We start from the raw sequence: 15,093 nt of genomic DNA, 5'->3' as shown, positions 1-15,093 counted from the left end.
TTGGATCCGTCCTGCCACACTTAACCTCGCCCAAACCAATAGTTGGGTTTACGCCCCGTATGAGCCACGGCCACGATGACGACTTCCTCCGCAGTACACTCGAATACAACGATGTACTGAAACTTCGACAGCAAAGCGCGCCGGTACATCCGACCGGATGGCAACGTTTCTACTCTACGACGCCAAATGCGAGTGGTTGAGCAACGATACGCCCTAAGGTGCGTTCAAGCTCATCGAGAAAACGAGTGCCCAATGAGGGGGAGCGCTGGCAAAGGAATTCCCATGCGCCTTCAATTTCGGACGTCGCGGCTGAGAGAACACGGAGGTTCACTGCCCAAACTCGCGCGCCTGGCGGCGTCTCAACTCGGCTAGAACTTCATCCGCGGACTGCGATCCCATGGTGCCATCGCGATACGCTGCAGATCGGCGTTCCAATTCGGCGATGAACTCTGCCTCCGAGAGAAGCCGGCCTTCGCCCTCCGGCGGAGGCAAATCCGCCAGACTCTGTTCCAATGCATCGGCGACGTAAAGTCGGTCGGCCAGTGGCAGCGCTAGGGCCTGTTGGAGGATTTCGTCGCGTGGGAGCATTCGTGAGTATCTCCTGTCGCAGCCGGGAATAACGTCAGCATAGCCGCGACAATCGGCAGCGTCGAGAATTGGTCGGCGAGCCTTAGAAAACATAGCCCTCCCCGGCCTGATTGGTTATGGTAACAGTGTCCCCGATGCCTGCGCATCGTGGCCCGCCTGGCGACCTTTGTTCCTGCCCGTGTCGCCGACAAAGATCGACAAGATGCTGAACCCCGATCGGGCGCCCGCGAGCCGGTCTCGCGTCGCCTGCCCGAATGGCGTATGAGAATCCGCCCCATGCTCATGCGACTGACGAATCTCGCCTGCCTGCTGCTCGTGTTGGCGATGTTCACTGGCGTATCGCCCCGCGCGGCGCAGGCCGAAGAGCCCGCCGCCGCTCCGCCGGCCGCCGCGCCGACGGAAGCCGAACAGGCCGAGTTCTTCGAAGCGAAGGTCCGCCCGCTCCTGGTCGAACGCTGTCAGGAATGCCACGGCGCCGACACGCAAGAAGCCGGACTGCGCCTCGACAGCCGCAGCGCCATCATGCGCGGCGCCGAAAGTGGCGCGGTCGTCGTGCCGGGCGACCCGGCCGCCAGCCCCCTCGTGGCGGCCATCGACTATCGCGGCGAGATCCAGATGCCCCCCGCCGCCAAGCTGGCCGACGCGGAGATCGAGATCCTGAAGACCTGGGTCAAGCTCGGCGCGCCCTGGCCGGGCAGCGATGCCGTCTCCACGGGCGACGCCACGCCGTCGGCAGACGCTAACCATCCCCTGGCAGGCCGCATCGCCGCGGCCAAGACGTCGCACTGGTCTCTGCAGCCGATCGTGCAGCCCGCGATACCCCCGGTGCAGAACGAAGATTGGGCCTCATCGCCGATCGATCGCTTCATCCTCGCGCGGCTCGAAGGGGCCGGCCTGGCGCCTTCCCCCGCAGCCGATCGCCGCACGCTCTTGCGCCGCGTGAAGTTCGATCTCGTGGGTCTGCCGCCGACCGTGGCCGAGATCGAAGACTTCGTCCACGACGAGTCGCCCGATGCCTGGGCGCGCGTCGTCGATCGACTGCTCGCCTCGCCCGAGTATGGCCAGCGCTGGGCGCGGCATTGGCTCGACGTGGCCCGCTATGCCGATACGCGCGGCTATGCGTTCACCTCCGAGCCGCGCTTTCCGTTCAGCTACACCTACCGCGATTACGTGGTGCGCTCGTTCAACGAGGATCTCCCCTTCAACCAGTTCGTGCGCGAGCAGCTCGCCGCCGATCAGTTGCCCTTGGGAGACGACAAACGTTCGCTGGCGGCACTCGGCTTCCTCACGCTCGGCCGCACCTTCGACAACAACATCCACGACATCATCGACGATCGCATCGACGTCGTGACGCGCGGCTTTCTCGGGCTGACCGTGACCTGCGCCCGCTGCCACGATCACAAGTACGATCCCATCCCGACGGCCGACTATTATTCGCTCTACGGCGTCTTCGCCAGTAGCGAAGAACCGGGGGAGCTGCCGGTCATCGCCATGCCCGACGAGATGGCCATGCACCAGGCCTACCAGGACGAGCTTGCCGCCAAGCAGGCGGAGTACGACAAGTTCCTGGCCGAGCAGCGTCAGGCGATGACCGACGAGCTGCGCTCGAACGTTGGCGCGTACTTGCTCGAAGTCGTCACCACGCCGCGCGAAGAGGTGGTCGAGAAAGACGCCAACATCTCGCTCAGTCCGGGCGAAGTTCGCCCCCAGATTCGCGAGCGCTGGCGGACCTGGATCGCCGAAAAGACGAATGTCGATCATCCCGTCTTCGGCGCCTGGCATCGGCTAGCGGCGTTGCCCGCGGGCGATTTCGCCACCTCGGCGCAATCGCTCGTCGCCGAGATCGGCCGGTCCGAAAGCGAGATCGGCCGCAATGTGAACCCGGTCGTGCGCGAGGCGTTCGCCCGTGGCTCGGTCATGACGATGATGGACGTCGCCAAGCGCTATGGCGAGATCCTCTCGGGCGTCCACCAGCAGTGGAAAGAGTTGCACGCCGAGCAGGTAGCCCAGGCCGCTGCTGAGAATTCCGGCGGCACAGCGGAACAGCCCCCTGCGCCGACGGCGCTGCCCGACGCCGCGGCCAACGAAGTGCTGCAGGTGCTCGTGGCCGAAGGAACGCCGACGATCTTCTCGCAGGAGGATCTCCCCTGGCTGCTCGAGCGGACGGTCTTTGCCGCCCACTCGAAGCTGCGTGGCGAGCTCGATACGCTGGCCGGCAAGTCCCCCGAGGCGCTGGCCCGCGCCATGGTGCTCGTCGACGCGAAGCAGCCCATGACGCCGCGTATCTTTCAGCGCGGCAATCCCGGCCGTCCGGGCCCGGAAGTGCCGCGGCGCTTTCTCGAAGTCCTTTCTTCCGGCGAACCGACTCCGTTCCAGCAGGGGAGCGGTCGGCTCGAGCTAGCACAGGCAATCGTCGATCCGGCCAACCCGCTCACGGCGCGCGTGATCGTGAATCGTGTCTGGGCGCATCATTTTGGCGTGGGCCTGGTCACCACGCCGAGCGACTTCGGCACGCGCAGCGATCCCCCCAGCCATCCCGAGTTGCTCGACTTCCTGGCTGCCACGTTCCGCGACGAAGGCTGGTCGCTCAAGCGTTTGCACCGCGCGATCCTGCTGTCGAACGCCTATCAGCAAGCGAGCGCCGATCGTCCCGAGGCGGCCACAGTCGATCCCGAGAACCGCCTCGTCTGGCGCATGAATCGCCGCCGGCTCGAGTTCGAACCGCTGCGCGATTCGCTGCTGGCCGTGGCGGGGCGGCTCGACACGACGCTTGCCGGGCGACCGATCGATCTGTTCGCCACGCCGTTTTCGACGCGGCGCAGCGTCTATGGCTTTCTCGATCGGCAGAGCGTGCCGGGCGTGTTGCGCGTGTTCGATTTCGCGAATCCCGATGCCTCGAGCGAAGCTCGACCCAACACCACCGTACCGCAGCAGGCGCTCTACCTGATGAACGCACCGTTCGTGATCGAACAGGCGCAACATGTAGCTGCGTTGCCAGAAATCGCCAGCGCCGCCGACCCCGCGTCGCGCGCGCAGGCACTTTATCGGCAGATACTCGCGCGCGGGGCCGAACCCGACGAACTCGAACTGGCGCTGCAGTATGTCTCGCACGCCGAGTCGCATCCCCAGGCCGACACGCAGTTGAATCCCTGGCAACGCCTGGCGCAGGTGCTCTTGCTGACCAACGAATTCACGTTTGTCGACTGACGAGGCCCCCACGATGAACGACCGATTTCGACCCACCGGCTGCAGTCGCCACGAAGCGACGCCCCTCACGCGGCGCGAGATGCTCGCCCAGAGCGGCACCGGGCTGGCCATGTTGGGCCTGGCCGGCCTCGTTGCCGGCGAAACGCCCGCCGCCACGGCCGATCGCTCGCTCGCCACCAGCCCGCTGGCGCCGCGCGTCGCGCATTTTCCGGCCCGGGCCAAGCACGTCATCCACCTCTTCATGAATGGCGGGCCCTCGCACGTCGACACGTTCGACCCCAAACCGTCGCTGGCCAAATACGCCGGGCAGATGTTGCCGGTCGAGAACCTCCGCACCGAACGCAAGACCGGCGCCGCGTTTCCTTCCCCCTACAAGTTCGCGAAGCATGGCCAGAGTGGCATCGAGGTGAGCGAGATCTTTCCGCACACGGCGCGCATGATCGACGAGATCGCCGTCGTGCGCTCGGCCTACGCCGACATCCCCAACCACGAACCCTCGCTCATGCTGATGAACTGCGGCACGACCCGCGTCGTCCGCCCCAGCGTCGGATCGTGGGTCACCTTCGGCATGGGGACCGAGAATCAAAATCTGCCGGGCTTCATCGCCATGTGCCCGGGCGGCCTGCCGATCAAGGGGGCGCAGAACTGGCAGTCGGCCTTCCTGCCCGGGGTGTTCCAGGGCACGTACGTCGACACGCAGCACCAAGAGATCGAGAAGCTGGTCGAGCACGTGCGGAATCATTCCGTGACGCGCGACGACCAGCGTGCCCAACTCGACCTGCTGGCGGCGCTCAACGAGAAGCACTTCGCCGCCCGGCCGGAAGATGCCGCGCTCGAAGCCCGCATTCACAGTTTCGAGCTCGCCTATCGCATGCAGATCGAGGCCGCCGAGGCGTTCGATATCAGCCGCGAGCCGCAGCACGTGCTCGACATGTATGGCGAAGGGGTGCAGGCGCGGCAGATTCTGATCGCGCGGCGGCTCGTCGAGCGCGGCGTGCGCTTCGTCCAGATCTGGCACGGCGCCGGCCAGCCGTGGGACAACCACGACGATATCGAGGTCAACCATCGCACGCTCGCCCAACAGTGCGATCAGGCGATCGGCGCGCTGCTGGCCGATCTCAAGCAACGCGGACTGCTCGACGAAACGGTCGTGCTGTGGGGAGGCGAGTTCGGCCGCACCCCCACCGTCGAGCTACCGCAGAAGGGGGCGAACGCCGGCAAGATCAACGGCCGCGACCATAACAACTATGGCTTCACCGTCTGGATGGCCGGCGGCGGCGTGAAGGGGGGCCAGGTCTACGGCGCGACCGACGAGTTCGGCTTCCAGGCCGTCGAGAATCGCGTCCACGTCCACGACATCCACGCCACGCTCTTGCACCTGCTGGGCTTCGATCACACGCGACTCACCTACCGCCACGCCGGCCGCGACTTCCGCCTGACCGACGTCGAAGGCCGCGTCGTCCGCGAATTGATCGCCTAAGGTCGAAGGGCTCGCACGAGAAAGGCCCGGTGCTTTTGGCATCGGGCCTTGCGTGGATGGTCGAACGGGGTGTCTGTCACGCACGGGTGCGCGATCTGCTAATAGGCTCCGCGGCGGCTCAACACGCTCATCGGCGTCTTCACCAGCAGCTTCACGTCGGTCTTCACGTTCTGGTGACGCAGGTACCAGAGGTCCATGCGGACCCAATCCTCGAAGCCGATCTCGCAACGGCCGCTCACTTGCCACAGGCAGGTCAGGCCCGGCTTCACCGACAGGCGCCCCAACTGCCACGGCTCGTACTTCGCCACTTCGGCCGGCACCGGCGGGCGAGGGCCGACGAGTGACATGTCTCCCAGCAGCACGTTCACGAACTGCGGCATCTCGTCGATGCTCGTCGAACGGAGGAAGCGGCCGATCCGCGTGATGCGCGGGTCGTGGCGATTCTTGAACACCGGGCCGTCCTTCTCGTTCTTCACCAGGTGCTGCAACTTATCGGCGTCGAGACGCATTGTGCGGAACTTGTACATGCCGAACGTGCGTCCGCACAGGCCCACGCGCGTCTGGCGAAAGAGAGGACGCCCCTTCGTCGTCACGGTCAGCACCAACAGCACCGCCAGCATCAACGGCGAGAACAACACCAGAAAGAAGAGCGCCCCGACGATGTCGGCCGCGCGCTTCAAGACCCGGTAACCCGTCGACAGGTTCCCTCGCGCTCGTACCGTTCCCGCCGGCAAGACTTGGTGCTTCGCCACGATCCGCTGCCGAACGGGCTCGACCGCTGGCGGTGCGACGGGCACTTCGTTCCGCGCGACGCTGGCGACCCGGGGCACTTCCGGCGCTTCGAGCAGTTCGGTTGGCGTGGCAGTGACGTTGGCGGGCATGTTGTCGTTCCTTGCTGTCGTTGGTCGGACGCTGCATGCGTCGAACTACTCCAGAGCAAAGTGAATGCCAGAATCCGTCGGTCGTCGCGCGAGTCTTGATCGAATGTCGTAAGTCGTTGTCGGCCGGCTCGTTCGGCGGTGCGAAGGTAAATGCTCTCGGGCCGAATCGCGTTGGGGATGACGTCGGGGGGCAACACGCACGCCGCACTCGGCACGGCCGATGTTGCCGCCGGGCAACATCGGGCCGTGCGTCAGGCGATCTTCGCTACAACCGTTTTTTCCGGCGCCAGCGACAAGGGACGCAATCCCGCGGTGATGCCCGCCACGAAGAACATGATCGAATTCTCCATCGGCGAATACGTCAGCTCGTGGAACAACAACTGCACGGAGTACATCCCCAACGCGGCCAGAAAGAGGACCGCTTGTCGCTTGGCCCACTCGGGCGTGACGGAGCTGTGCCACATCTTCCAGGCGTCGATCGCCCAGCAGGCGAGCACGGCTAGGAACAACCCCAACCCGACGAGGCCGGTCTCGGTCAACAGGCTCAGCAGGGTGTTGTGGTGCGACAGCGTGCGAATGCCTTCCAGGTCGAGATCGGTCGAGCGGTCTGCCAAGTAAGGATATTTCTCGATGGGAAACTGCCCGAAGCCGCAACCCCACACCGGCCGATCGAGGAACATCTGCCACGACACGTAGGTGAACGATGCCCGCGCGAACGCCGACTGGCGTCCCTCGCCGAAGGAACCTTCGCGTTGAATGCCGATGATGCTGTCGGCCTTGGCGATGCCGACCACGAGCGCCCCGGCCACCATGCTGCCGAGTACCAGAGTGCGCGTGCGTCCTTGCAGGGTCAGACCCAGCAGAATCAGCGCGCCCAGGCCGGTGCCCATCCACACGCTGCGCGTGTAGCTGAAGGCGATGCCTCCCAGCATGATCGGAATCGTCGCCAGCAGCAGCACTTGTCCGCGCTGCGACAGCCGCGGTCGCACGAGCCAGGCCGACATCAAACAGATCGACAGATAAATGCCGTACGTCGGCAATTGCACCATGGGTCCACGCGCGCGGCCGTAGTGCAAACCGATCGTCGGATCGGCGATGTGCTTGGGAAACACCGCCCACCACTGGCCGGTGACTTCGGCAATGCCCGTGAAACCGAGATACAGCCCATAGACGGCCAACACCTTGTAGCACATCTCGACGCGGCTCTGCGTGAGGGGCGATTGCCGTACGATCCAGTAGATGGCGGCGGGCGTGGCGTAGCCGGCGATCAAGCGCCACATGGGGGGCACGCCCGTCGGCCCATCGACGCGCCAATCGTGCGTGAAGGTGCTGACCGTAAGCACGCCGACGAGCGAGAAGAGCAGATAATCGGCCGCGACCAGCGGCTTGGGGTCGGTCTTGCCCAGTTGCCGTTGCACGACGTAGGCCACGAGCAGAAAGGGCAACAGCAGCCGATCGAGCGAGACGGTGATCGGACCGATGTCGGTATGGAAGAAAGGATGCCCCAGGGCGGACATCACGATGATCAATACCAGGCAGCCGGCGACCAGCGATCCGCGCAGGGCATAGACCGCGCCCCACACCGTGGCGACCAGTCCGCCGATTGCCAGAAGCGCCACGTCCATGGGTTTCTATCGTGAATGGGGTCAGCGAATCACGTTCGCCACGGTACGGCCACATCGTGCGTTGTTAGCGAACTTCGGAATACGTGCGCGAGAGCTTGGCCAGCGAGTGCTTGAAAGACAGCGCGGGGGAAGCCGCGGCGACCACTCCTGCCGCCGGGCGCGACTCGCAGGCCGCTACTTGCGTGGGGAAGGGGACCGTTTCGCTCGTGCTCGACGCCGGTTCGTTGTTCGACACGCCCAGTCCGATCGGGCCCGGTCCCGGATCGAGGGGCACCGTCAACAACAGCAGGCCCAAACCCGAGGCAAATCCCCCCAGCAGTCCCGCCAGGGCGATGACGCTACGCCGCGGACCGATCGTGCGGGCGCCGGTGTCGGGCGTGTCGACCCGCGTGATGAGGCTCGTTGCCACGGCGGCCGATTGGCTGGCGCGGGCGTCGGCCTGATTGCGTTCGGCCAACTCGAGTTGCTTCGTGCGGCGGTCTACCTCGGCCACCAGATTCGAATACTCGGCACGCAGGCCGGCGAGGCGAGCCAAACGATCGCGCCCCTCGTTCAACTGCGATTGGAGCGAGGCGATCTGCTTGTCGCCCAGGTCGATCTCGGCCTGCACGCCACGGACGGCCACCGAGAGCTCGGCGTTGATGTGCTCGACGATTTCCTGCACCGAGTTCCGCGCGGTGCGGACTTTGGGGTGATCGTCCGACATGTCGCCCTGTAATTGGGCCAGCTTCAACTGCGCGTCGATGAGCCCATCCTTCAAGCGTTTGAGCCCGGGCTGAGCATCGAGCAAGCGATTCGGCGTGGCGACCAGGCGCGTCGGATCGTGCTGGGCCGATTCGAGCAGCGCGAGCAGCTCTTCGTTCGCGCGGCGCGACGTTTCCGCGGCGCGCAGGTCGGTTTCGAGGCTCGTCACGTTGCGGCGCAGATCGCTCTCGGCCGAAGGCGAACCGTGCAGGTTGCGCAACTCGGCCAGATCGCCCCCGACCTGCCGCTCGAGATTCGAGAGCTTCGACGTGGCGTCGTTGAGGTCCTTGCGCGAGATGTCGACCGTGCGGGCCAGTTCGGCGAGCATGCCCTGCGCCTTATCTTCGCGGAGCTTGCGATAGGCCGATTGCGTCTGATCGCATAGTGCCGTCGCCAAGGCCACCGCACGCTCGCGGCTGGCGTCTTTCACCTTGAGATAGAAGATCTCGGTCTTGCCGAATTCGGCCCCGTGGGGTGGGGCGATCTTCACCGCGCTGCGCAACGTCTCGACGTCCTCGGCCGTGGGCCAGGGCTTGTTCGTATCGTGCTTGGCCGGCGCACCGACCGAATCGAGCGCCGCCGTCAGCACCTGCCGGCTGCGCACGATCTCGAGAATGGTCTCTTGCGTGGCTTTCATATCCTCGACCGAACGAAACTTGCCCGGCGCCTCGCCCGCCGTGTTGCTCGCCTCGTTACGTACGATCAACGCCTGCGAGGCCTCCCAATCGCCCGGGTGGGTGAAGGCATACACCAAGGCCACCGTAAACACGGCCACCGTCGGCACGAGCCAGCGGCGGGGGTGCTCGCGGAGGAGTCGATACACCTCGGACAGGGTGACGTTCGGCATCGTTGGATTTCCCTTAGTGCGAATCGTTGCTGCGGTGGACCTGGTAGCTGGGCGAAAGCTCTCCGTAGCAAAGCCAATGCCAACCGGCGGCGCACCATCCGCGCGCAGCGTGCAAAGCTCGGGAAACTCTAGGTTTCGACGGACGCTGCGCGGGGCAATCCCGGGCGGCTTTTTTTGCCCGCCGCCGCGCATGTTGACGAAAGGCCCCACGCGCGTAGCGGCCCTGCGACGTGGCGCCAGGTCTGACGACGGTGCAATCGTCACAATCAGTTTCCGGACCGGCCGTCGATCGCGCCACGGCACCAGAACCCATCGAAAAACGCCTCCTTTCGAGCCCCTATTCGCGCGGATTCTACGTGTGGCATTCGGCTTGCTTCTGTCTAGGAGTGACCGAAGTTTGAGGTGTATCCCGTAGGGCGGTCGCTTGGCGGGCTCCCTTCGATTCTGCGCCCACGCACGATCTACCCCGACCGAAGACGCCATGTATCGACTGCAACGCATCACAAATACCGCCGATCTCGAGGCCCTTGCCAGCGATTGGAACGCGCTGGCGGACGATGTGCCCTTTCGTAGCTGGGATTGGCTCGTCACGTGGTGGCGTCACTTCGAGCCGAACGCGCAACGCCGCGGCGTGCCCGATCTTTGGACCATCTTCGTCTACGCGCTCGATCGCGATGGTTCGCTGGTCGGCATCGCCCCCTGGCATGTCGAACGCAGCACGACGCAGGGCCGGGTCGTGCGCTTCCTGGGCACCGGCCCGGTCTGCTCCGAGTATCTCACCGTGATGGCCGCCGGCGGATACGAAGGTGTCGTCGCGCGGACGCTGGCCGAATGCCTCAGCGGCGAAGAACTGTCGCTCGCCGACTGGCTCTCGGACGAAGGCTCGGAAAGCTGGGACCTGGTCGAACTGACGGGCGTCAGCCCACACGATCCCCGCGTGCAGCAGTTGCTCACTTATCTCTCCGATCGTGGAGCGTCGGTGTATCACCGCGCGGGCGAACCGTGCTGGCGGCTCGACCTGCCCGCCACCTGGGACGAGTACCTCGCCCTGCTCTCCAAGTCGCACCGCAAGCAGGTGCGCCGGCTCCAGCGCACGGCGCTCGACTCGGGTCGCGCCAAGATCCATCTTGCCGCCACGGACGACGACGTCACGTTCGCCCTCGACGCGCTGATCGACATGCAAACCCGCCGCCGGGCTGCCCGGGGCGAGTCGACCCCCTTCGCCGATCCGCGCTTCGTCGGCTTCTTGCGCGACGTCTCGCACCGCATGCTCGCGCTGGGCAAGCTCCGCCTGCATTGGCTCGAAATGGAAGGGCGGCCGATCGCCGTCGAATTGCACCTGGTGGGCAACCGAGTGCTGTACGCCTACCAGGGAGCCATCGACCCCGACGCGCTCGACGCCGAGCCCGGCCGATTGATCACCATCGCCACGCTCCGGCAGGCGATCGCCGATGGCTACCGCGCCTTCGATTTTCTGCGCGGCGACGAACCCTACAAGCTGCACTGGCGCGCCATGCCGCGCGAGACTGTCGACATTCGCATCGTGCCGCGGAACATGACCGCGCAGATGCGACACGGCGCCCGCGTCGCGGGCGAAAGCATGAAGCAGTGGATCAAGAACGGTCTGAAATTCACCGGGCGATTGGCGATCGAGAGCGGAGTGTGACGTATGCCCATCTGGAAGCGGCTGCTGCTGGAGCTCTATTACCACGGCTCGATGCCCTATCGCCGCCGGCGCAATCGCCGCCTGGCCGAGACGGGTCGCGCGCCGGTCGTCGTGCTCGTCTACCACCGCGTGGCCGATGACGCCGCGAACCTGTGGACGCGCCCGAATCGTCTCTTCGAGCAGGAGATTCGCTGGCTGAAGCGCCACTGCGAGCTTGTCTCGCTCGAAGAGGCACAGCGCCGCATCCGCTTGCGGATGAATCACGAGCCTTGCGTGAGCATCACCTTCGACGACGGCTATGCCGACAATTGCCGCCACGCGCTCCCCCTGCTCGTCGCCGAGCGCGTCCCCTGCACCTACTTCGTCACCACGAAGCAGGTGCTCGAAGGGGTCCCCTTCGAGCACGATCTGCGCATGGGCAATAACCTGGCGCCGAACACCATCGAGGAACTGCGGGCACTGGCAGCGGCGGGGATCGAAATCGGTGCCCATACCCGCACCCACGCCGACTTGGGGGGCACCTCCGATTCGGCCGTGCTGCAGGACGAGGTCGTCACGGCGGGTGAAGAACTGCAAGCGGCGCTCGGCAAGCCCGTGCGCTACTTCGCCTTCCCCTACGGTCAGCATCGCAACCTGAACGCCGCCGCCTTCCATATCGCTTACGAGGCGGGCTACGAAGCGGCCTGTTCGGCCTACGGCGGCTACAACTATCCCGGCGACGATGCCTTCCACATTCAACGCATCGGCGTCGACGGTCCCACGATCCGCCTGCGCAACTGGATCGCGGGGGACCCGGTCAAAGAACGTCGCACGCGGCGCTTCTTCTATGGCGTCGACGCCTCGCGCCGACTGCCGACAGGAGTGGCGCAGTCTTGAGCTCCTACGCCGGCGATTCTCTCACCAGCGGTCTCGACGCTGAAAGTTTTGCGACCGGTACGATCGTCGAAGCGCCGGCGACGGTCTCCTGCGCCGTCGCCGAGCACGAATCGACGGCGTCCGCCGTTGAGCCTGCCTCGCCCGAGATTCGCGTGCATGGCCTGGCCGAGAGCATGTTGATCATGCTCGCGTTGATGGTCGTGCAGCGCGGCATCGGCTTCATTCGCGGCATCCTCTTCTGCCGCTGGCTGCCGGTCGAAGAACTGGGGCAGTGGGACCTGGCCTACGACTTTCTGCTGATGGCGGGGCCGATTGCCGTTTTGGCGCTGCCCGGCTGCTTTGGTCGTTACGTCGAATACTACCGCCAGCGTGATCAGTTGCGGACGTTTCTTTGCCGCCTGGCACTCGTGTGCGGCTTGTTGGCCGCGGCCGCTGTCGCCACGGTGATGCTGGCCGCCCCGTGGTTTGCCCGCTTGTTCTTCGGCAACGAGCAGTTCGTGACGCTGACGCTCGTGTGGGCTGGCACGCTTGGCATCGCCGTCGTGTACAACTTCTTCACCGAGCTGTTCATGGCCCTGCGGCAATCGCGCCTCACGGCGATGATGCAATTCGTCAATGGATTGACGTTCGCCACGGTGAGCCTCTTGCTCGTGATCCTCTGGAAACCCTCGGCCACCGTGGTGCTCATAGGGTTTGCCACGGCCTGCGTGGTCTCGGTCGGGGTGGGCCTGCTGTGGCTGCGCGCGACCTGGCGCGCCTTGCCCGCCCGCGAAGCCCCCCTCTCGGCCGCGGGCCTGTGGGGCAAGATTCTCCCCTTCGTCATCTGGGTATGGGTCAGCAATTGGCTCACCAACCTGTTCGGTCTGGCCGCCCGTTACATGATCATCCATTTCAGCGGCATGCCCAGCGAGATCGCGCTGCAACAAGTGGGCGAGTACCACGCCTCGCGCATCGTGCCGCTGTTGCTCGAGACGATTGCCTTCATGCTCAGCGGCATTCTGACTCCCTATCTGAGTCACGACTGGGAAGCCGGGCGGTTCCGCGAGGTATCCGCCCGCTCGAACCTGTCGATCAAGCTCAGCTCGCTGGGCCTGATGGTCGGCGGCCTGGGCATTCTGCTGATGTCGGGACCGTTGTTCGAGATCGCCTTCGAGAACAAGTACGCGCTCGGCAAGGCGATCTTGCCGATGACGCTGGCCTATTGCTGCTGGTTCGGCCTGACGACAATCGTGCAGTCGTATTTGTGGTGCGCGGAGCGCGCCCGCCAGGGAAGTCTCGCCCTGTTGGCCGGCCTGGTCGTGAACGTGGTGTTGAACTTCGCCTGGCTGCCGGTGTACGGGTTGTGGGGGGCCGTGCTGGCCACCTTCATCGGGAACTTCATCACGCTGAGCCTGGTCTACAGCTTTGCCTTGCTGCACCGGCTCTCGTTCGATCCCGGCACGGCCATATTGCTCGCCGCGCCGGGCGTCTTCGCCTTGGGTGTCTGGCCCACGCTGGCCGTGCTGCTGGGACTGGCGATCGCCATCGCCTGCGGCAAGCTCGTGCGACGAGACGAGCAGGCCCAGTTGATTGCCTTCGCACGGCAGTATCTCGACCGCGTCCCCTACCTGCGTCGCTCGCTCACGAATCCAAGTTGAATGGCGTTGCGAGTTCCCCGATGAAATACCGCCACCGCGAACTGTTGCCGATCGAACAACGTGGTCCGCTGCGGGTCGCTTTCGTCACCACGGCGCTCAACGTGGGGGGCGAAGAGACCCTACTGGCGAACATCATTCGGCGCATGGATCGTCGCCGCTTCGCGCCCGAGCTGGTCTGCCTCAAGCAATTGGGCGTGCTGGGGGATCAACTCGTCGTCGAGGTGCCCGCCTTCAACGGCCTGCTGCAAAACAAGTTCGACCTGCGCGTGCTCGCGCGGCTCACCCAATTGTTTCGCGAGCGGCAGACCGATGCCGTCGTCACGGTCGGCACCGGCGGCGACAAGATGTTCTGGGGGCGTCTCGCCGCGTGGCGGGCGGGCGTGCCGGTGATCGCCTCGGCCCTGCATTCGACCGGCTTGCCGAATCGCGTCGAGTTCTCGAATCGCCTGCTCGCGCCCCTGACCGACGCCTTCATCGCGGTGGCCGAGGCGCACGGTTGCTTTCTCGCCAGCGACGAAGGTTGTGCCCCGCGCAAGATTCGCGTCATCCCGAACGGCGTCGATACATCGCGCTTCTGCGATCGCCCCGGCAATGATGCCCTGCGCGCGGAGTTGGGGTTGCCCGTGGGCGCCCCCACGGTTGGCATCGTCGCGGTGCTGCGTCCCGAGAAGAATCACGACCTGTTCTTGCGCGCCGCGGCGATCGTCCATCGCACGGTGCCCGAGGCACGCTTTCTGATCGTCGGCGATGGCCCGTTGCGTCCCGAGATTGAAGCACAGATTCACAATCTGGGTCTTGCAGGCATTGTCCACATGCTGGGCATGCGCCGCGATATCCCCGAGCTGCTGCACGTGATCGACGTCGTCGCGCTGACGTCCAAGATGGAAGCGAACCCCGTCTCCGTGCTCGAGGCGCTCTCGAGCGGACGTCCGGTCGTTTCGACGCGCGTGGGCTCGATTCCCGAGAATGTGATCGATGGCGAAACGGGGTTTCTCGTCCCCCCGGGAGACGAACAAACGCTCGCCGCGCGGCTCACCACCTTGCTGACGAATCCGCAGACGCGCGAGTACCTTGGCCGCGCGGCTCGCGAACGGATCGTGCGGCACGCTTCGCTCGAAAGCATGGTCGGGGGCTACGAGCGGCTGATCGCGGAGATCTACTCTGCGAAAACAACCGGCCGCCGTTGGACAAACGAGCGGGATTCCTCTGCTTCGCCCCCAACCGTTCATGAAGTCGCACCGCTCACCAGAGCAGCAGCCGAGGTGGTGGCCGCCGACGAACGCTAATCCTCTTCGGCCTTGCCAGAATTCAGCGCTTCAAGGAAGCAGCTCGCGCAACATCGCTAGCACGGCAGTCTGACGGTTAGGAAAAACCGCCAGGTTGGCGAAAACGTGCATTTCTTGCACGAGCTTGCCGATTATGGGGCTTGTAATGCCGCGCCGCCGTGCGTCCAAGATCCCGCTAGAGCGGGCATCGTTGCTAGCATGCGCGAGCCAGCCAGAGGCAGGCAAAGATGTTCCTCGACCAGTACCCATCGATCGT

The 15,093-nt window shown here is 65.1% G+C and carries 10 protein-coding genes; 6 read left to right on the top strand and 4 right to left on the bottom strand.

Features of this window, described 5'->3' with window-relative positions; translation table 11 throughout:
• Positions 1-327: 327 nt before the first annotated feature.
• Complete coding sequence (locus KF708_11520) at positions 328-681, bottom strand: addiction module protein (protein MBX3413310.1); 354 nt, start codon at positions 679-681, stop codon at positions 328-330.
• A 168-nt stretch (positions 682-849) separates the two neighbouring features.
• Between KF708_11520 and KF708_11515 the strand changes: the two genes are divergently transcribed.
• Positions 850-3,795, top strand: a complete 2,946-nt coding sequence (locus KF708_11515; protein ID MBX3413309.1) for a PSD1 domain-containing protein — start codon at positions 850-852, stop codon at positions 3,793-3,795.
• Positions 3,796-3,874: 79 nt separating this feature from the next.
• Complete coding sequence (locus KF708_11510) at positions 3,875-5,275, top strand: DUF1501 domain-containing protein (protein ID MBX3413308.1); 1,401 nt, start codon at positions 3,875-3,877, stop codon at positions 5,273-5,275.
• A gap of 98 nt (positions 5,276-5,373) precedes the next feature.
• Here the strand turns inward: KF708_11510 and KF708_11505 are convergent, their stop codons facing one another.
• The 3 genes from KF708_11505 to KF708_11495 form a co-directional block, all read right to left on the bottom strand.
• A complete protein-coding gene (locus KF708_11505) occupies positions 5,374-6,156 on the bottom strand; it encodes a sugar transferase (GenBank protein ID MBX3413307.1) in 783 nt (260 codons plus the stop codon).
• Between the two features lie 251 nt (positions 6,157-6,407).
• Positions 6,408-7,781 (bottom strand): O-antigen ligase family protein, encoded by a 1,374-nt coding sequence (locus KF708_11500; protein MBX3413306.1) that lies wholly within the window; start codon positions 7,779-7,781, stop codon positions 6,408-6,410.
• Positions 7,782-7,845: 64 nt separating this feature from the next.
• On the bottom strand, positions 7,846-9,372 hold the full coding sequence (locus KF708_11495) for a hypothetical protein (GenBank protein MBX3413305.1): 1,527 nt from the start codon (positions 9,370-9,372) through the stop codon (positions 7,846-7,848).
• Positions 9,373-9,853: 481 nt separating this feature from the next.
• Here KF708_11495 and KF708_11490 point away from each other — a divergent pair, with 481 nt between their 5' ends.
• Genes KF708_11490 through KF708_11475 form a run of 4 tightly spaced genes read left to right on the top strand, consistent with a single transcriptional unit; the run spans position 9,854 to position 14,837 of the window.
• Positions 9,854-11,038, top strand: coding sequence for a GNAT family N-acetyltransferase (locus tag KF708_11490; GenBank protein ID MBX3413304.1), 1,185 nt, complete (start codon positions 9,854-9,856; stop codon positions 11,036-11,038).
• 3 nt (positions 11,039-11,041) lie between these two features.
• The gene (locus KF708_11485; GenBank protein MBX3413303.1) at positions 11,042-11,914 is read left to right on the top strand and encodes a polysaccharide deacetylase family protein; all 873 of its coding nucleotides are present in this window, start codon (positions 11,042-11,044) and stop codon (positions 11,912-11,914) included.
• On the top strand, positions 11,911-13,551 hold the full coding sequence (locus tag KF708_11480) for a lipopolysaccharide biosynthesis protein (GenBank protein ID MBX3413302.1): 1,641 nt from the start codon (positions 11,911-11,913) through the stop codon (positions 13,549-13,551). Before KF708_11485 ends, KF708_11480 begins: the two co-directional genes overlap by 4 nt.
• A gap of 20 nt (positions 13,552-13,571) precedes the next feature.
• Positions 13,572-14,837, top strand: coding sequence for a glycosyltransferase (locus KF708_11475; protein MBX3413301.1), 1,266 nt, complete (start codon positions 13,572-13,574; stop codon positions 14,835-14,837).
• The last annotated feature ends 256 nt before the right edge of the window (positions 14,838-15,093 follow it).

The sequence above is a fragment of the Pirellulales bacterium genome, assembly GCA_019636335.1.
Lineage (GTDB): Bacteria > Planctomycetota > Planctomycetia > Pirellulales > JAEUIK01 > JAHBXR01.
This window is presented reverse-complemented; position numbering and strand designations above follow the sequence as displayed.

Bases quoted from the DNA above. Each gene is read 5' to 3' on its own strand.
- KF708_11495 (MBX3413305.1), bottom strand. From the start codon at position 9,372: ATGCCGAACGTCACCCTGTCCGAGGTGTATCGACTCCTCCGCGAGCAC.
- KF708_11505 (MBX3413307.1), bottom strand. From the start codon at position 6,156: ATGCCCGCCAACGTCACTGCCACGCCAACCGAACTGCTCGAAGCGCCG.
- KF708_11500 (MBX3413306.1), bottom strand. From the start codon at position 7,781: ATGGACGTGGCGCTTCTGGCAATCGGCGGACTGGTCGCCACGGTGTGG.
- KF708_11485 (MBX3413303.1), top strand. From the start codon at position 11,042: ATGCCCATCTGGAAGCGGCTGCTGCTGGAGCTCTATTACCACGGCTCG.
- KF708_11520 (MBX3413310.1), bottom strand. From the start codon at position 681: ATGTTTTCTAAGGCTCGCCGACCAATTCTCGACGCTGCCGATTGTCGC.
- KF708_11510 (MBX3413308.1), top strand. From the start codon at position 3,875: ATGCTCGCCCAGAGCGGCACCGGGCTGGCCATGTTGGGCCTGGCCGGC.
- KF708_11490 (MBX3413304.1), top strand. From the start codon at position 9,854: ATGTATCGACTGCAACGCATCACAAATACCGCCGATCTCGAGGCCCTT.
- KF708_11475 (MBX3413301.1), top strand. From the start codon at position 13,572: ATGAAATACCGCCACCGCGAACTGTTGCCGATCGAACAACGTGGTCCG.
- KF708_11515 (MBX3413309.1), top strand. From the start codon at position 850: ATGAGAATCCGCCCCATGCTCATGCGACTGACGAATCTCGCCTGCCTG.